General features: G+C 56.1%; 18 protein-coding genes. 9 read left to right on the forward strand and 9 right to left on the reverse strand.

Annotation, left to right across the window (positions count from 1 at the left end; all coding sequences use genetic code 11):
* The 3 genes from atpD to ACR0BU_RS03860 all read left to right on the forward strand — a co-directional run bounded on the left by atpD (position 1) and on the right by ACR0BU_RS03860 (position 2,316).
* Complete coding sequence (atpD, locus tag ACR0BU_RS03850) at positions 1-1,425, forward strand: F0F1 ATP synthase subunit beta (protein ID WP_298933907.1); 1,425 nt, start codon at positions 1-3, stop codon at positions 1,423-1,425.
* Positions 1,426-1,437: 12 nt separating this feature from the next.
* A complete protein-coding gene (locus ACR0BU_RS03855; RefSeq protein WP_480736149.1) occupies positions 1,438-1,848 on the forward strand; it encodes a F0F1 ATP synthase subunit epsilon in 411 nt (136 codons plus the stop codon).
* Positions 1,849-1,965: 117 nt separating this feature from the next.
* Positions 1,966-2,316, forward strand: coding sequence for an H-type lectin domain-containing protein (locus ACR0BU_RS03860; RefSeq protein WP_480736147.1), 351 nt, complete (start codon positions 1,966-1,968; stop codon positions 2,314-2,316).
* A 163-nt stretch (positions 2,317-2,479) separates the two neighbouring features.
* Here ACR0BU_RS03860 and ACR0BU_RS03865 read toward each other — a convergent pair whose 3' ends face one another.
* On the reverse strand, positions 2,480-3,289 hold the full coding sequence (locus ACR0BU_RS03865) for a LysR family transcriptional regulator (RefSeq protein WP_480736146.1): 810 nt from the start codon (positions 3,287-3,289) through the stop codon (positions 2,480-2,482).
* 90 nt (positions 3,290-3,379) lie between these two features.
* On the opposite strand from ACR0BU_RS03865, the gene ACR0BU_RS03870 reads away from it, so the two are divergent.
* Complete coding sequence (locus ACR0BU_RS03870) at positions 3,380-3,793, forward strand: hypothetical protein (RefSeq protein WP_480736144.1); 414 nt, start codon at positions 3,380-3,382, stop codon at positions 3,791-3,793.
* A gap of 142 nt (positions 3,794-3,935) precedes the next feature.
* On the opposite strand, the gene ACR0BU_RS03875 is transcribed toward ACR0BU_RS03870, so the two are convergent.
* The gene (locus ACR0BU_RS03875; RefSeq protein WP_298933896.1) at positions 3,936-4,955 is read right to left on the reverse strand and encodes a ribose-phosphate pyrophosphokinase; all 1,020 of its coding nucleotides are present in this window, start codon (positions 4,953-4,955) and stop codon (positions 3,936-3,938) included.
* A 107-nt stretch (positions 4,956-5,062) separates the two neighbouring features.
* On the opposite strand from ACR0BU_RS03875, the gene ACR0BU_RS03880 reads away from it, so the two are divergent.
* Both ACR0BU_RS03880 and ACR0BU_RS03885 read left to right on the forward strand, forming a co-directional pair.
* Complete coding sequence (locus ACR0BU_RS03880; protein ID WP_480736142.1) at positions 5,063-5,665, forward strand: DsbA family protein; 603 nt, start codon at positions 5,063-5,065, stop codon at positions 5,663-5,665.
* A gap of 41 nt (positions 5,666-5,706) precedes the next feature.
* Complete coding sequence (locus ACR0BU_RS03885; protein WP_480736141.1) at positions 5,707-6,528, forward strand: alpha/beta fold hydrolase; 822 nt, start codon at positions 5,707-5,709, stop codon at positions 6,526-6,528.
* Here ACR0BU_RS03885 and ACR0BU_RS03890 read toward each other — a convergent pair.
* From ACR0BU_RS03890 to ACR0BU_RS03920, 7 genes are all read right to left on the reverse strand, one after another.
* Entirely contained in the window at positions 6,485-7,519 is a 1,035-nt protein-coding gene (locus tag ACR0BU_RS03890) for a threonine aldolase family protein (protein ID WP_480736139.1), read from the reverse strand. The two genes, ACR0BU_RS03885 and ACR0BU_RS03890, sit on opposite strands and share 44 nt — an antisense overlap.
* Complete coding sequence (locus tag ACR0BU_RS03895) at positions 7,519-7,995, reverse strand: YcgN family cysteine cluster protein (protein WP_480736138.1); 477 nt, start codon at positions 7,993-7,995, stop codon at positions 7,519-7,521. Before ACR0BU_RS03895 ends, ACR0BU_RS03890 begins: the two co-directional genes overlap by 1 nt.
* Positions 7,992-8,924 carry a bifunctional riboflavin kinase/FAD synthetase gene (locus ACR0BU_RS03900; protein ID WP_480736136.1) on the reverse strand — a complete coding sequence of 311 codons (933 nt, stop codon included), beginning with the start codon at positions 8,922-8,924 and terminating at the stop codon, positions 7,992-7,994. Before ACR0BU_RS03900 ends, ACR0BU_RS03895 begins: the two co-directional genes overlap by 4 nt.
* Positions 8,925-9,113: 189 nt before the next feature.
* Positions 9,114-9,557 (reverse strand): MaoC family dehydratase, encoded by a 444-nt coding sequence (locus tag ACR0BU_RS03905; RefSeq protein ID WP_120632010.1) that lies wholly within the window; start codon positions 9,555-9,557, stop codon positions 9,114-9,116.
* A 101-nt stretch (positions 9,558-9,658) separates the two neighbouring features.
* A complete protein-coding gene (locus ACR0BU_RS03910; RefSeq protein WP_480736135.1) occupies positions 9,659-10,534 on the reverse strand; it encodes a TIGR01459 family HAD-type hydrolase in 876 nt (291 codons plus the stop codon).
* A gap of 352 nt (positions 10,535-10,886) precedes the next feature.
* Complete coding sequence (locus tag ACR0BU_RS03915; RefSeq protein ID WP_298933881.1) at positions 10,887-11,807, reverse strand: manganese-dependent inorganic pyrophosphatase; 921 nt, start codon at positions 11,805-11,807, stop codon at positions 10,887-10,889.
* A gap of 110 nt (positions 11,808-11,917) precedes the next feature.
* A complete protein-coding gene (locus tag ACR0BU_RS03920; protein WP_480736133.1) occupies positions 11,918-12,898 on the reverse strand; it encodes a TraB/GumN family protein in 981 nt (326 codons plus the stop codon).
* Between the two features lie 125 nt (positions 12,899-13,023).
* Here ACR0BU_RS03920 and ACR0BU_RS03925 point away from each other — a divergent pair, with 125 nt between their 5' ends.
* From ACR0BU_RS03925 to groL, 3 genes are all read left to right on the forward strand, one after another.
* On the forward strand, positions 13,024-13,698 hold the full coding sequence (locus ACR0BU_RS03925; protein WP_299077304.1) for a DUF2161 domain-containing phosphodiesterase: 675 nt from the start codon (positions 13,024-13,026) through the stop codon (positions 13,696-13,698).
* 163 nt (positions 13,699-13,861) lie between these two features.
* Complete coding sequence (locus ACR0BU_RS03930; RefSeq protein WP_298933877.1) at positions 13,862-14,149, forward strand: co-chaperone GroES; 288 nt, start codon at positions 13,862-13,864, stop codon at positions 14,147-14,149.
* 63 nt (positions 14,150-14,212) lie between these two features.
* On the forward strand, positions 14,213-15,856 hold the full coding sequence (gene groL / locus ACR0BU_RS03935; RefSeq protein WP_298933875.1) for a chaperonin GroEL: 1,644 nt from the start codon (positions 14,213-14,215) through the stop codon (positions 15,854-15,856).
* Positions 15,857-15,910 lie beyond the last annotated feature (54 nt).

The raw sequence follows: 15,910 nt of genomic DNA on the forward strand, positions 1-15,910 counted from the left end.
ATGGCGAATGCAAAAGGCAAAGTCACACAGATCATCGGGGCCGTCGTTGACGTGCACTTCGATGACGCACTGCCTGAAATTCTGAACGCGCTGGAAACCACCAACAACGGCAAGAAGCTGGTTTTGGAGGTTGCACAGCACCTGGGCGAAAACACTGTCCGCACCATCGCGATGGACGCGACCGAAGGTCTGGTCCGTGGCGAAGCCGTAACCGACACCGGCGCCCCGATCGCGGTTCCGGTCGGTAACGCGACCTTGGGACGGATCCTGAACGTTGTGGGTGAGCCCATCGACGAAAAAGGCCCAGTGGAAACCAAAGAAACCCGCGCCATCCACCAGGATGCGCCGGATTTCTCGGATCAGGCCACTGAATCCGAAGTTCTGGTCACAGGCATCAAGGTTGTGGATCTGCTGGCCCCTTACGCCAAAGGCGGTAAGATCGGCCTGTTCGGCGGTGCTGGCGTTGGTAAAACCGTTCTGATCATGGAACTGATCAACAACATCGCAAAAGTGCACTCGGGCGTGTCCGTGTTCGCGGGTGTTGGTGAACGGACGCGTGAAGGCAATGACCTGTACCACGAGATGATCGAATCCGGCGTTATCGTTCCTGATAAGCTGGAAGATTCGAAGATTGCACTGGTTTACGGCCAGATGAACGAGCCTCCGGGTGCGCGTATGCGGATCGCTCTGTCGGGTCTGACCTTGGCGGAACAATTCCGTGATGCGACCGGAACCGACGTTCTTTTCTTTGTCGACAACATCTTCCGCTTTACGCAGGCGGGTTCCGAGGTTTCGGCTCTTCTGGGTCGTATTCCTTCGGCTGTGGGCTATCAGCCGACACTGGCGACCGACATGGGCGCGATGCAGGAACGGATCACCTCGACCAAGTCGGGCTCAATCACCTCGGTGCAGGCCGTCTACGTCCCTGCGGATGACTTGACCGACCCCGCGCCGGCCACATCGTTCGCACACTTGGACGCGACCACGGTTCTGAACCGTGCGATTTCGGAAAAAGGTATCTACCCTGCGGTTGACCCGCTTGACTCGACCTCTCGTCTGCTTGACCCGGCCATCGTTGGTGAAGAGCACTATACGGTTGCGACCGACGTCCAGCAGATCCTTCAGCGCTACAAATCGCTGCAGGACATCATCGCCATTCTTGGCATGGACGAACTGTCGGAAGAAGACAAACTGACCGTGGCCCGTGCCCGTAAGATTGAACGCTTCCTGTCGCAGCCGTTCGATGTGGCTGAGGTCTTCACCGGTTCGCCCGGCGTTCAGGTCGCTCTCGATGTCACCATCGCGTCATTCAAAGCCGTCGTCGCCGGCGAATACGACCACCTGCCCGAGGCAGCCTTCCTGATGGTTGGCGGCATCGATGAAGTGATCGCAAAAGCCGAAAAGATGGCAGCAGAAGCCGCCTAAGGAGCACACCTGATGGCAAACACGATGCAATTCGACCTCGTCAGCCCCGAGCGGAGCCTTGCTTCGCTTGAGGTCAGCGCGGTCCAGCTTCCCGGCGCCGACGGGGATATGACGGCAATGCCTGATCATGCCGCCACTATCACTACGCTGCGCCCCGGTCTGCTGAAGGTTGAGGCGCCCGAAGGGTCCAGCGAATACCTGGTCACCGGCGGGTTTGCCCAGATCAACGGCGACAGCCTGTCGGTTCTGGCTGAAAAGGCCATTCCAGTGGCCGAAGTGACCCGGTCGCGTCTGGACGATCTGATCGCCGAGGCCCGCACCTCGCATGATGCTGCTAAAGAGGGGCAGGATCAGTCTGTTGTCGACGATGCGGCCAAGCTGCTGGCTGATATGGAAGCTCTTGGAACGCATATGAGCCTGTAAGCGTCTCTGTGCACTATGTTTTCTTTAGACGGCCCTGCATTTGCGGGGCCGTTTTTTGTCGTGCGTTCGCCATAAGGTCGGGGTAGGCTGCAAGAATTGAATGAAAATGATGCAAGAATGAAAACGTTTAAATCCCATCCCATTGGCATTGATCAGGGCGAAGAAGTTCTATTTTCGGAATTCGCCGATGGCGGACAGATGTGGACAGGCGATGGCCCGCGTGAACGTAGGACTGAAATTGCGTTCACCCAGCCTTTCCGGTCAGTTCCGGTCGTCCAGATTGGTGTGTCACTGTGGGACGTGGACACGTCCTCTGCCTTGCGCGCCGAAGTACAGGCCGAGGAGGTTACGGCCGAAGGATTCTATGCTGTATTCCGAACCTGGTCAGACACGCGCATCGCCCGCATCCGAGTCGCCTGGACTGCAATTGGCGAACTGGCAAATGAAGATGACTGGGACATTTCTTAGCTAGCATCTAGCACAAGTCCCGCTCAGCCTCGCAGAGCTGGATCTTTAGTGATGGCGAACGTCCGCCAGCGATCAAAGCAACCTTCACTTCAATTCCGACGTTCATGACAGACAAGAGCGATGCAGCAAACAGGCTGTTCGACACAGCGCAGTTTTGTTGCATCTAAGTCGGAAACAGTCTTTCGGCCAATCCTTTTGCGAAGGCGGACTTGCGATGTGAAATACCGGTCTTGCGAGTACCGGCATCTGCATCGAGCAATGGCAACAGCTTGATGTCGTCGCGCCCATCTCCGTGTGACTGCGGCACAAAAGCAATTCCCAACCCAGCCCCTATCAGTTCCAGTAGTTGCATGTCGTTTGTAGCGTGTGCCGCGACAGACAACCGAGAAGGCACAAGCTCGATGCGATCGGCATTCGGGCAATATGGCCGGTGGATCAGCGGGGCATCCTCGAGATCTGCCAAATGCACTCCTGGCAATGAAGCGAGCGGATGAAAGCGTGCGACGGCGATGCGATATGGTTCTTCTGCCAGCGTGGCAAATACGTGGCCTTCTGGAACACACTTATCAGACAGATAGGCAAGATCGCTGTCTCGGGCATTCTCAGTGAAGCTGAAGATCAGGGTAGGAGTACTTCTCCGCAGACTGCTCATCCCGGGCGCGATCCCTTGGATCAGAATGTCCGGGGCGCAATGAACTCGGACCGTTTGTTGTGGCTGGTCACATAGGCGGGTCTCCAATGTGGACAGATGAGTAACGCTTTGCTCTGCTTCGTAGTAGAGCCTGTGCGCCAGCGGTGTCGGCGTCAGTCCGCTCTTTGATCGCTTGAACAGAGGCGTGCTCAGCCTGTCTTCCAGCTTTTGGATTGCCGCAGAGACCGTTGGCTGGCTGACACCGTTTACACGCGCCGCTTGGCTAAACGTTCCTGTCTCAAACGCGCTCGTGAAGTAGCGCAGGGTGTTCAGATCAATCATAGTCTATGCCTATATCATAGATAGAAATAACGGCAATTTTCAAATACATTGAGCGGCGACAGATTGGCATGGCCACAACAAAGGGAATTTATGACCATGCAGTTGACCTCCGTTAAGCTGGAACAAACAGTCATTGGACAGGCGCTTACAAAATTTATCTTCGGCGATGCCTCGCTTTTTGACTTGATCTCGGATGACATTGATTTTCGCATCGAACATTTCCGCGACGAGACGGACACGAGTTGGCAACGGGCCAATTCTCGCGAAGCCTTGATGGCGGTGATCACGCAACTCGGTCAGGAAGTGTTCCCTAAAGGAACCGAAGCTCTTGGGCTTGAAGTTTTCGCGTTAGGAGATGGCTGGCATCTGACCCGTTTTGAACAGCAGTTTTTCTATGGCTTAAGGCAGCGCGACGTTGTCAGTCGCACAATTATTGTTTCACACGAAACGGATGGTTTGCTGGATTTCTTTCGAGAGACAGTCACAACTGTTACGAATGTTTGACTGACGTATGGCCTCTTGAACCACGAAGCCGACAATGACGATGTAAACGCATAGGTCCGCTTTGCAGGCAATCATTGTCTTATGAAGTCAGAATTTCATAGCGTTGGCGGCGAGGCTCGAAATACTCTGCCGCCCCGCCCGGTTAGTCCATGTGATACATCGACTCATAAATCGGAGTCAGCGTTTTGTCCTCGAACAAGGACGAAACGCTCGTCCCGTTCCAGATGTTCAGGATCGCTTGGGTAAAGATTGGGGCTGTTGGCACGATGCGGATGTTCTTCGCTTTGGTGATGTCTTTGGTCGGCTGGATCGAATCTGTCAGCACCAGCGATTTCATGACAGAATTCGTGACCCGCTCGACTGCGGGGCCGCTCATGACGCCGTGGGTGATGTAGGAATGAACTTCCTTGGCACCGTTATCCATTAGTACCTGTGCTGCCTTGCAGAGCGTTCCGGCTGTATCGCACATATCGTCGACGATCAGGCAGATCTTGTCTTTGACTTCCCCGATCACAGTCATTTCGGCTATTTCGCCCGCTTTTTCGCGGCGCTTGTCTACGATCGACAGCGGGGCGTTGATGCGTTTTGCCAGCTCACGGGCACGAGCCACGCCGCCAACGTCGGGCGAGACGACCATGATCTCGTCGAGTTGATCCTTGAACTGGGTCTTTACATCCAGCGCAAAAATGGGTGAGGCATAAAGGTTGTCTACCGGGATATCAAAGAAGCCCTGGATCTGGGCAGCGTGGAGATCCATGGTCAGAACCCGCTCGATTCCGGCACCGGTTAGCATGTTGGCAACAAGCTTGGCGCTGATCGGTGTACGGGCTTTGGTGCGGCGATCCTGACGGGCGTAACCGAAGTAAGGGATCACCGCAGTGATACGTGAGGCCGACGACCGACGCAGCGCGTCAGCTATGATCAGCAGTTCCATCAGATTGTCATTCGCCGGGTTCGAGGTTGGCTGGATAATGAACATATCCTCGCCGCGGACGTTCTCGAACACTTCGACAAAAATCTCTCCGTCGTTGAACCGTTCGACCCTCGCATCGACCAGACCTTGGTCAACACCGCGATACAGGCTCATGCGGCGGGCAATGGTTTCGGCAAGCGGAAGATTTGCGTTCCCAGCGATAAGCTTGGGTTCGTTGAGTGTCGGCATCGGCTGAAGTCCCCGGGCAGCGTTGGCAATGTGACAGATTCGTGATGTTGACACCGCTTAGCATGGCCTTACCGTTCCGCAAAGATAGCCCAGCGGAGAAAGTGAACATGACCCAGATTGACTACTTTTTTGCGACACTGTCGCCCTATTCCTATCTGGCAGGCCTGCGGTTGGAGGAGATCGCTGCCAAGCATGGTGCATCGATCAATTACAAGCCGCTCGACATCGTCACCCTGTTTGGCCGGACCGGCGGGGTCTCTCCCAAAGACAGGCACATCTCGCGCATCGAATACCGCGCGCAGGAGCTGCTGCGTCAGTCCGAGAGAGTTGGGATGGAGTTCAATCTTCAACCTGCTCACTGGCCAACAAATGCGGCACCGTCGTCTTATGCCGTTATCGCCGCGATCAAGGACGGCTCTGGGGATGTCGGTCAGCTATGCCATTCGGTTCTACGCGCCTGCTGGGCCGAAGAAAAAGACATCGCGCAAGATGAGGTGATCCGGGAATGCCTGTTGAACGCGGGGTTCAACCCGGACCTTGCTGATAGCGGCCTTCTGGTTGGCGCCGAAACCTATTCGGCCAATCTGGAAGAGGCGGTAGATCGCGGTGTCTTTGGCGCTCCGTTCTACATCACCGAAGACGATCAGCGGTTCTGGGGCCAGGATCGGTTGGACGACCTAGATCGACATCTCGCAGTACTGAGTAAGTGACGATCTAAGCTGTGCCGTGTCAGCCGGGACATGTCAGATCGATGGGCAAGGGCGAGCGCAATCTGCTCGCCCTTCACTGTACGATAGCCCATTCTGGCGCATGGTCTGGTCTGGCGTCTGCTCTGAAAGGGCATGTCAGGATTTTCGCTCCTGACATGCTGTCTCATGGCCGCAGTTCAGATTGGGATGGTACAGGTGACTATTTTGATCAGACCACGGCGATGGCAAGGGCGCAATTGAGCGAACCTATGGATGTGATCGGTCATTCGTTTGGGGCGATGATTGCGCTTCGTCTGGCTGTTGAGTACCCGGGCCTGGTACGCAGCGCCGTTTTGATCGAACCGGTGTTTTTTGTGGTGGCGCAACAAAACTCGCCTGCTCTGTTTCAACAATACGAAAACGATGCACAGCCCGTTGATGAGGCGTTGGTAGCTGGTGACAAACCACGCGCTGCCCGATTGTTCAATCGCATGTGGGCTTCCACGCCCAGCCCCAGATGGGCTGACTTGCCGGATCGCATGCGCGCGGCCATGATCCGGGGGATAGACGTTGTGCCAGCCGTGCGAACCGCGTTGTATGACGACAGTGCAGGGCTTCTTGCGCCCGCGTCGCTGCGCCAGGCGTCAATGCCAATCCTGCTGCTGAGCGGATCAAAAACCCATCCTGTCATGCCAACCATCTGCGACGGGCTTGCACAACATCTCGCTTCGGCAAGCCACGCAACGGTCGATGGGGCAGGGCACATGCTGCCGATCTCGCATCCACGCGAAACCGCTATTCTGGTTCAGGACTTCTGGCGTTCAAATGCCCCGCTGCCGGTCACAACAGATCAAGAAACCGATCGATCTCATCCGGCCCGATAGACCAATCGCAAACCAACCTGCAGGCCAGAGCTTCGTTTTCATCCGCCCCAACCAGTTCAGCACCCCACAGGTGATAAGTGGCACCTGCGTCGTGCAAAAGCTTATGTTTGGATCGCGGGAAGGATGCAAAAATCATGTTGGCCTGTGGCTCATGCAGAAACGAGGCGCCTTTCGCGCGCAGGCCATCCGCCAGACGGGCACAGTTCGCATTCGATTTCCGAGCAAGTTTCAGCCACAGATCGTCCTGCAGATAGGCCGCCATCTGGGCCGACAGAAAGCGATGTTTCGAAAACAGATGCGCCCCGCGTTTGCGGCGCAGTTCAAACTCCCAGGCTTTGCTCTCATCGAAAAAGACCACGGCTTCTACGCCCATTAGCCCGTTCTTAGTTCCGCCAAAACTGACAACATCCACACCTGCTTTCCACGTCATCTCGGCGGGCGAGCAATTCAGGGCAACAAGCGCATTGGCAAACCGGGCGCCGTCCAGATGAACCGGAAGGTCATACTCTTTGGCAACCGCACACACCGCTTGCAATTCTTCCAGAGAATAAACCGAACCGCGCTCAGTCACTTGCGTGATCGATACCGGCCCGCGCTGCGGACCGTGCACGCCGCGCGTTTCCTCAGCCAAAATGGAAGCCCGCAGAGCCGTAGGGTCCATTTTGTCGCCGCCGGGGACCAGCGTCAGCTTGGCGCCACTGTAGAATTCGGGTGCATTGCATTCGTCTTCGTGGATATGGGCGACCGGGGAACAAAACACGGTTTCCCAAGGCTGTGACAAGGTCGCCAGAGCCAGCGAGTTTGCTGCCGTGCCCGTTGCCACCAGATAGACGGCAGCCCCCGGAGCCTCAAAAACACCGCGGATGCGATCACGCACTTCATTCATAAGCACGTCTGCCCCATAGGCCATTTGATATCCCTGATTGGCCTCGGTCATTTTGGCCATGACCTGCGGATGAACAGGACCAGAATTGTCGGACGCGAAATGCATCAGGTCGGCTCCTCGATGATGTAGTCTTCCCACTCTTCCATGGGGGTTTCGAACTCTGAAACAGTGCGTCCTTGAACGGAAACACCAGCCGCGCGGACACTGTCTGGGGTACCTGACAACAAAGGGTGCCAATCGTAAAGAGGCTTACCTTCCCACAACAATCGATAGGCGCAGGTCTGTGGCAGCCAGTAGGCGTGTTGATCTATATTGCTGGGTGTCATCACGATGCATTCAGGTACAAATTGGTGCCGAATGTCGTATTGAGTGCAGCGACAACTTTCATCGTCCAATAGCCGACACGCAACACAGGTCAGGGCAACTTCGCCTGAGTCTTCGTCTTCCAACTTGTTCAGGCAACACTTCCCACAGCCGTCACACAGTGCCTCCCATTCGGGTTGGGTCATGTTGCGCAGGGGCTTGCGCTCCCAGAACCGCGCGGGCAGGCCTGCCCGATCAATAGGGTCTTCTGTTGTCATAGTGATGCCAGAATACCGCGCGCCTGGTCGCAATCCGCCTCCATCTGCGCAATCAGCCCATCCAGCCGGTCGAATTTCAGTTCCGGGCGCAGGAAATCGATCAGTCCAACCGAAAGGGTCGCTCCATAAAGATCACCTGAGAAATCGAACAGGAAGGTTTCAATGTTTGGCGTCTCACCTTGGAACATCGGTCGAACCCCGATTGACGCTGCCCCATGATAGCTGCCCTGATGCGGGCCATCCAACACGTCCACTAGTACCGCGTAGACGCCGAACCTTGGGGGATGAAGGCCCTCGATCGACATGTTTGCAGTGGGAAAACCCAGCTCGCGCCCACGCTGCTCACCGCCGATAACCTCGCCTTCGATCCTGTGCCAATGACCCAGCATGGCAGCGGCATCCCGTGGCCGCCCTTCGGTAAGAGCGGTGCGGATTGCGGTAGACGACACAACGTTTTCCGACCGTTCCATCAGCGGGGCGATTGTGACACCGAACCCCATGTCCTGACCAAACCCAACCATATCCTGTGCGGTTCCGCTCCGGCCTTTGCCGAAACAGAAATCAGCACCAACTACGACATGGGACAGCCCCAGCCCGCCGCAGATAACGTTGTGTGCAAATTCCTCGGGCGATAAACCGGCAAGCGCCGCGTTGAACGGCAGTTCATAGAGTTTTTGTACGCCCAGTTTTTGCAACCGATGCGCGCGTGCATTGCCACGCATCAGACGGAATGGGGGGGCTTCTGGCATGAAATACTCGCGCGGATGCGGCTCGAATGTCAGGATGCCCAGCGGCGCATCTGGCGCCGCAGTGCGCGCCAGTTCAATGACAGACTGATGCCCGACATGGACGCCATCAAAGTTTCCGATCGCCACACTGGCCCCGCGATCCTTTGGTTCGATAAACTGGAAATCCCGAATAATCTGCATGACGCGTGGGTACTGTCCAACGAGCCTATGTTCAAGCGTCTCGTTTCGACGTCTATCCAAAATTCCGAACGTCTGTGGTGTCTTGCCTTGCTGATCAAGGCGCATCAGGTCGTTCGCGACCAGAACCGACGCATACTTGCGGCCGATCCTTCCAGTGGAAATCTCTTGGTTAATTGCTTTGACGGGTGATCAGTCGAATTTGCGTGACGGTGCGAGAACCATGGCTTCGCCCACCAGCACCTTCTTGCCGTCGACGGAACAATGGCAGTCCAGCTTGACGCGTCGCTTTGCGACATCCATGTCGATCACCTTGACCTCGGCATAGACCATGTCACCAGGGCGCACAGGGGCCAGAAATTTCAGCGACTGGCCCATATAGACCGTACCATGGCCGGGCAGCTGCTCACCGATCACGGCCGAGATCAGGCCCGCCGTCAGCATTCCATGGGCGATACGCCCCTCAAAGATTGTATCGCGGGCGTAGTCATCATCCAGATGCACCGGGTTTCGGTCAGTGGAGATCTGCGCGAACATCTCGATATCTTCATCTGTCACCACTTTGCGCAGATGCCGGGTCATGCCCATTTCGATGTCTTCGATACAAATCGTTCCGCGTGGAAGATTGTCCAACATGTTGCCCTCACTCGATATCGACCGTGAAAGAAAAAACCATCATCAGGCCAAGGTTGGCAACTTTATTACTTCGCAACTGCAGAAAATCAAGTGAAAAATAACTACCTTAAACGACCGATTGTATAGGTGGGGTTGATATTTTCTTTTTGAATATAATCGGTTAGTGATTCTGCGTGTGGATGGTGCGATGTTTTTGTTTCCGCGGCAGCCAGACCGCCCGAAATAAAGAGGGTATCGATTCCCTCTCCCATTCCGCCCATGATGTCGGTGTGGGGGCCGTCCCCGATGGCCAGAATCTCCGCGTCCGCAACGTCGGTGCCCAGCTCCTGCAGCCGGCGGCGGGCCAGATCGTAGATCGGGGGGTGCGGTTTCCCGAAATAAAGGCTCTCACCACCCATTTCGGTGTACAGCCGTGCCAGTGCGCCAGCACACCATTCGCGAACCTCGCCCCGGTCGACGACGATGTCGGGGTTGGCACATAGCAGTTTGAGGCCCATCTGCTTTGCATACAGGAAATCAGGGCGGTTCACGTCAGGATCCGCCATAGGATCAAACGGCCCGCAACACACGATACCTTCCGCCTGATCCAAAGGAACACGTTCGATGTGGATGGGATGATGGAGCAATTTCAAAGGTTCAAAGAACCCTGCATCGCGTTCCCATTCTCCCATGAAATAGACCTTCTCGCCGACAGCGCTGCGAAACATCGCTGACCGGGCCGAGTCGCCGCTGGTTGCGATGGTGTCATAGGCATCTGGTGGGACATTGAATTGCCCCAACTGGGTCGCAACCCCGGCGCGCGGCTTTGGGGAATTGGTGACCAGCACAACCAACCCACCGCTGGCACGATAGGCCTGCAAGGCGGCGACGGCCTCGGGAAAGGCTGTAATCCCGTTGTGGACACAGCCCCAGAGATCCACAAACAAGGCCTTGTAGCGGTCTGAAATAGTGGCGAGGGAGGGGATGATCTGGGTCATATGTGGCCTCAAGCTGAAACTGCATACGCCTTATGACCGATTGGCAAAAGATTGGCCACTGATCGATACGCGGCGCTGCTCAGTTCGATCTGGCTTGCGGCGACATGGCGCACAGCTTGTTGTTTTACAACCCTATCCAGGTTTGTCTTGTTCCAGGATGGAGACATGAGTGAAAACGCCAAAACACCGATGAGCATTGCTTTGTGAAACAATGCTTAGTCGCCGTTCTTCCGAAAAATATTCGGCGGCACTCGCATCAGATTCAACACTGGGTACAACTGTTGTTGGAGGCCGTCGTTAGAACAGTGTTGCGGGGCTTGACTGCTGCACAGCGATAGGCCCCGCTTATTCTTTAGACTTTAAGGTTGGGGATGATCTGCTTCTTGCGACTCATCACGCCGGGGAGAACGACGCTGTCGCCTTCAACGGATGCCCCAAAGCTCTTTTCTGCGACGCCTTTGACCAGATCGTTGGGCACCAGCAGAGTGGCCTCTTCGTTCAGAATGTCGACGACGAAGAGCAGTACCTGATCAACGCCGTCTTCTTTCGAAACATCCACCATCGATTCAGCCAGGCTGGCTTTTCGGTCCAGCACAACGCCTGGTGCGGTTGTTTCCAGAACCGAGACACGGAACTTGGTGCCGTCGACCTCGTATTCCTTGCTGTCCATTCGGATCAACTCGGCATCCGAGAAGGATGAGACATCGGATTTTGCAGCGAACATGTCTGCGGCATAGGCGGAAACATCCAGTCCCAGATCGGCCGCCAGTTTCTCGGCCACAGCGCGGTCATGCGGGGTGGTCGTCGGTGAGCGGAATTCCAGAGTGTCCGACAGAATGCAGGTCAGTGCCGCGCCCTTGATAGCTTCGGGTATCTTGGCAACGTCATCGCCTATCAGGTCGATCATGATCGTCGCGGTGCAGGCCAGCGGGCGTACAGTGATGTCGATTGGGCCTTTGGTTTCCAGGCCACCAACCAGTTTGTGGTGGTCAATGATCGCTTGGATATCGGCGCTGTTGATGCTGGCGGGCAGCTCAGCAGGATTGTTGGTGTCAACGATGACAACCGCCGCGCCTTCGGCCACATCTTCGATGATCCGCGGCTTGGGCAGGTTCCAGCGGTCCAACATGAACGCTGCTTCGGTGTTCGGCTCGCCCAGCAAAACTGGCTCGGCCGCTTCGCCTTTGACTTCATTCAAGTACCAGGCCCACAGTATAGGAGAGCCGGTGGAATCGGTGTCGGGGGACTTATGGCCGAATACTTGGGTGGTCATGTCGGAATCCTAAAAAATGGGAATTTGCGCGCCTTATAGGGCGGTCCGCTTGGGTTGTCACCCGGCAGAGTTTTTGCTGCGACAGTTGGCCTAAATTTAGCCAGGTCCTGTCAAAACGCTGAGCGGGTCAGGGTGTACCCCGCCTGCTGCAATTGGTTCAACAGGCCGTGTTTGCCGCCAAGATGCGCTGCACCCACGGCTATCACGGCCGTTTGATCCTGAATGTTCAGGAGATGCGACATCCAGTTGTTGTTCCGCTCGATTAGCAAGTGTTGTTCGAATGCACTCCATTCCTCATCAAACACTTCGGGCGACATACCAGAATACTCACGCGCCATAATTCGACCGAGTTCGATGGACTGTGCGTGATTTTCCTCGAAATAAGCATTTGTCACAGTGGCCATCTGATCGTCGCTGTTTTCATACGAATTGACCCACCGCGCCAGCGATTCCGCCTGCTCTTCGATGGTGTAGATTTCGAACATGGCCATCAGTTCCTCAATGCTCTCCAATGAAAATTGGGGAATGCCTTGTTCTTTGGCCAGCTCGGTCAGACGCGCGTCCAGCCCATGATTGGCGTCCGGGTCCTGAACTAAGCACGCAGGCATAGTCAGCGTCATCTCCAAAAACCAGGGGCGCATTTTCGCCCCCATCCAGCTGGGTATGCCACGCTCGGCCAGCGCAGAAGACAGGGTTGTCCAAGCCTCTTCGGGCAGCAGGTCAATCAGGGTCGGGCCGGACGTGATCAAGATCTGGCTTGGGTCCATGGCCAGTTCCTGTTCCCAGGCGTTCATCTCCTCTTGAGTCACTTCGAAATAAAAAGCGTCGGCCTGACTGAGTGTTGGCGTCAGCCGCGCGACGGTCGCATCCATGCGCGGATCGTTCAGGTGCATCGTTCCAATCAGATGCAGCACCGTGTAACCCTTGGTGGCGACCCAATGGTTGCCTTCCGAAAAGGGCCAGTTGATCAGGGCCTGATCCAATTCTGCTTGCAGTTCGGGGGTAAAGTCTTCTCTCAGATCGCGGCCCTCGCAGGCGGCGCGAGCTGTCGCAGGCAGCAGCAGGCAGGTCAGAAACAGGAATAGGCGCATGTGTGGTATCCTGATGGGGTCATCTCTGCACAAGACCTTGCCCCGGCGCAGGGCGGTGTGCAAGGCGAACCAAGGGGTTGCACGCGGCCTCTGGCATTCCGCAGCAAATCGCATAGCATGCGATCATGGACCGCGAGCAGGATCTTTATCCACCCATCAAGGCTTTGTTGCAGCGTCAGGGTTATGACGTCAAAGGCGAGGTCGGCGCGGCCGACATTGTGGCCATTCGCGAAGGCTCTGACCCAGTCATAGTCGAGCTCAAGCTAAAATTCTCTTTGGCGTTGTTTCATCAGGCGATCACCAGATTGAAACTGACCGATCAGGTCTACATCGCGGTGTGCAAACCAAAGGGACGCAGTGCCCGGCGGATGTTGAAGGACAATCTCGTGCTGTGTCGCCGGTTGGGGCTGGGCCTTATCACGGTGCGGATGGATGGAGAGGTCGAGGTGCAGTGCGACCCAGGTCCTTACGCACCGCGTAAGGACAAGAAAAAGACCGCACGCTTGCTGCGGGAATTCGACCGCCTTGAAGGTGATCCAAACGCAGGGGGTGCGACACGGCACGGTATCGTCACGGCCTACCGTCAGGACGCATTGAAGTGTGCCAGCCATCTTGCTGAGTGCGGCGCGAGTAAAGGATCGGACGTGGCCATGGCCACCGGAGTGACCGAGGCTACGCGCCTGATGCGAGACAACCATTATGGATGGTTTGATAAGGTGGAGAAGGGCATCTACGGGTTGACTGATGCCGGGTATGACGGCCTGAAACACTGGGCCTATAGCTGGGAACAGACCGATTGAAGCCAATTCATTTCGGACGAACCAAAAAATCTCTCTCATCTTGTTGACTCGCTGCAATCGACCCCCTAGCTATGCGACGTTATCACTCGCAAGGGTCGAGTGATAACGCCTCGCCAACCGGCGGGGGGAGGAAAACAAACTTTGAGCCCAAGGAGCTGCAAAGATGGCATTGAAACCGCTTCATGACCGCGTGCTGGTTCGCCGTACCGAAAGCGACGAAAAAACCGCTGGTGGTCTGATCATTCCCGACAGCGCAAAAGAAAAGCCCAGCGAAGGCGAAGTCGTCTCGACTGGCGAAGGCGCACGTAAGGACAGTGGAGAGCTGATCGCGATGGCTGTGAAAGCTGGCGACAAAATCCTGTTCGGCAAATGGTCCGGCACAGAGGTTAACGTCGACGGCGAAGAGCTGCTGATGATGAAAGAAAGCGACATCATGGGGATCATCGAGTAAGCCCTGCGCTTTCTCTGATCTCTGGACGCTTATTCTTAAAACTATTTCTCAAGGAGAAAATACATGGCTGCTAAGGACGTCAAGTTTGACACCGATGCCCGTAACCGCATGCTGGCAGGTGTGAACATCCTGGCTGATGCTGTCAAAGTAACCCTGGGCCCCAAAGGCCGCAACGTGGTTCTGGACAAATCCTTCGGCGCACCGCGCATCACCAAAGACGGTGTTTCGGTTGCCAAGGAAATCGAACTGGAAGACAAGTTCGAAAACATGGGCGCGCAGATGGTGAAAGAAGTCGCCAGCCGCACCAATGACGAAGCCGGTGACGGCACCACCACCGCAACAGTTCTGGCTCAGTCCATCGTCAAAGAAGGCCTGAAGCAGGTTGCAGCGGGCCTGAACCCGATGGACCTGAAGCGCGGCATCGACCTGGCAACTGCCAAGGTTGTTGAGGGCATCAAAGACGCTTCGCGCGAAGTCAAAGACTCGGCAGAAGTTGCTCAGGTTGGCACCATCTCGGCCAACGGCGAAGCCGAAATCGGCCAGCAGATCGCGGACGCGATGCAGAAGGTTGGCAACGAAGGTGTTATCACCGTCGAAGAAAACAAAGGTCTGGAAACCGAGACTGACGTTGTCGAAGGCATGCAGTTCGACCGTGGCTACCTGTCGCCTTACTTCGTCACCAACGCAGACAAGATGATCGCAGACCTTGATGACTGCATGATCCTGCTGCACGAAAAGAAACTGTCCTCGCTGCAGCCGATGGTTCCGCTGCTGGAGCAGGTGATCCAGTCGCAAAAGCCGCTGCTGATCATTGCCGAGGATGTTGAAGGCGAAGCGCTGGCAACTCTGGTTGTCAACAAGCTGCGCGGCGGCCTGAAAATTGCTGCTGTCAAAGCACCGGGCTTCGGCGATCGTCGTAAGGCCATGCTGCAGGATATCGCTATCCTGACCGGTGGTCAGGTTATCTCTGAAGATCTGGGCATGAAGCTTGAGTCCGTCACCATGGACATGCTGGGCACCGCCAAGAAAATCGAGATCACGAAAGACGAGACAACCATCGTTGACGGTGCAGGCGAAAAGGCCGAGATCGAAGCCCGCGTTAGCCAGATCCGTACCCAGATCGAAGAAACCACCAGCGACTACGACCGTGAGAAGCTGCAAGAGCGCGTTGCCAAACTGGCAGGCGGTGTTGCCGTTATCCGCGTTGGCGGTATGACCGAAGTTGAAGTGAAAGAGCGTAAAGATCGTGTTGACGATGCTCTGAACGCGACCCGCGCTGCGGTTCAGGAGGGCGTTGTCGTTGGCGGTGGTGTTTCCCTGGTTCAGGCTGGTAAAGCACTGGACACTCTGAAAGGCGCAAACGCTGATCAGGACGCAGGCATCAACATCGTGCGCAAAGCAATCGAATCGCCACTGCGCCAGATTGCTGAAAACGCAGGCGTCGACGGTGCGGTTGTTGCCGGCAAGGTTCGCGAATCTTCAGAAGCAGCCTTTGGCTTCAACGCGCAGACCGAAGAGTATGGCGACATGTTCTCGTTCGGTGTCATCGACCCGGCCAAAGTTGTCCGGACCGCTCTGGAAGATGCAGCATCGGTTGCTGGCTTGCTGGTTACCACCGAAGCTATGGTTGCTGACAAGCCCGCCAAAGAAGGCGCGCCTGCCGGTGGCGGCATGCCCGACATGGGCGGCATGGGCGGCATGATGTAAGACGCCGAACTCGCCTCGGCGAGTTCTGATAGCCCTGGTGGCGCTTGGCCTTTT

The organism is Ruegeria sp. CK2 (assembly GCF_056536585.1).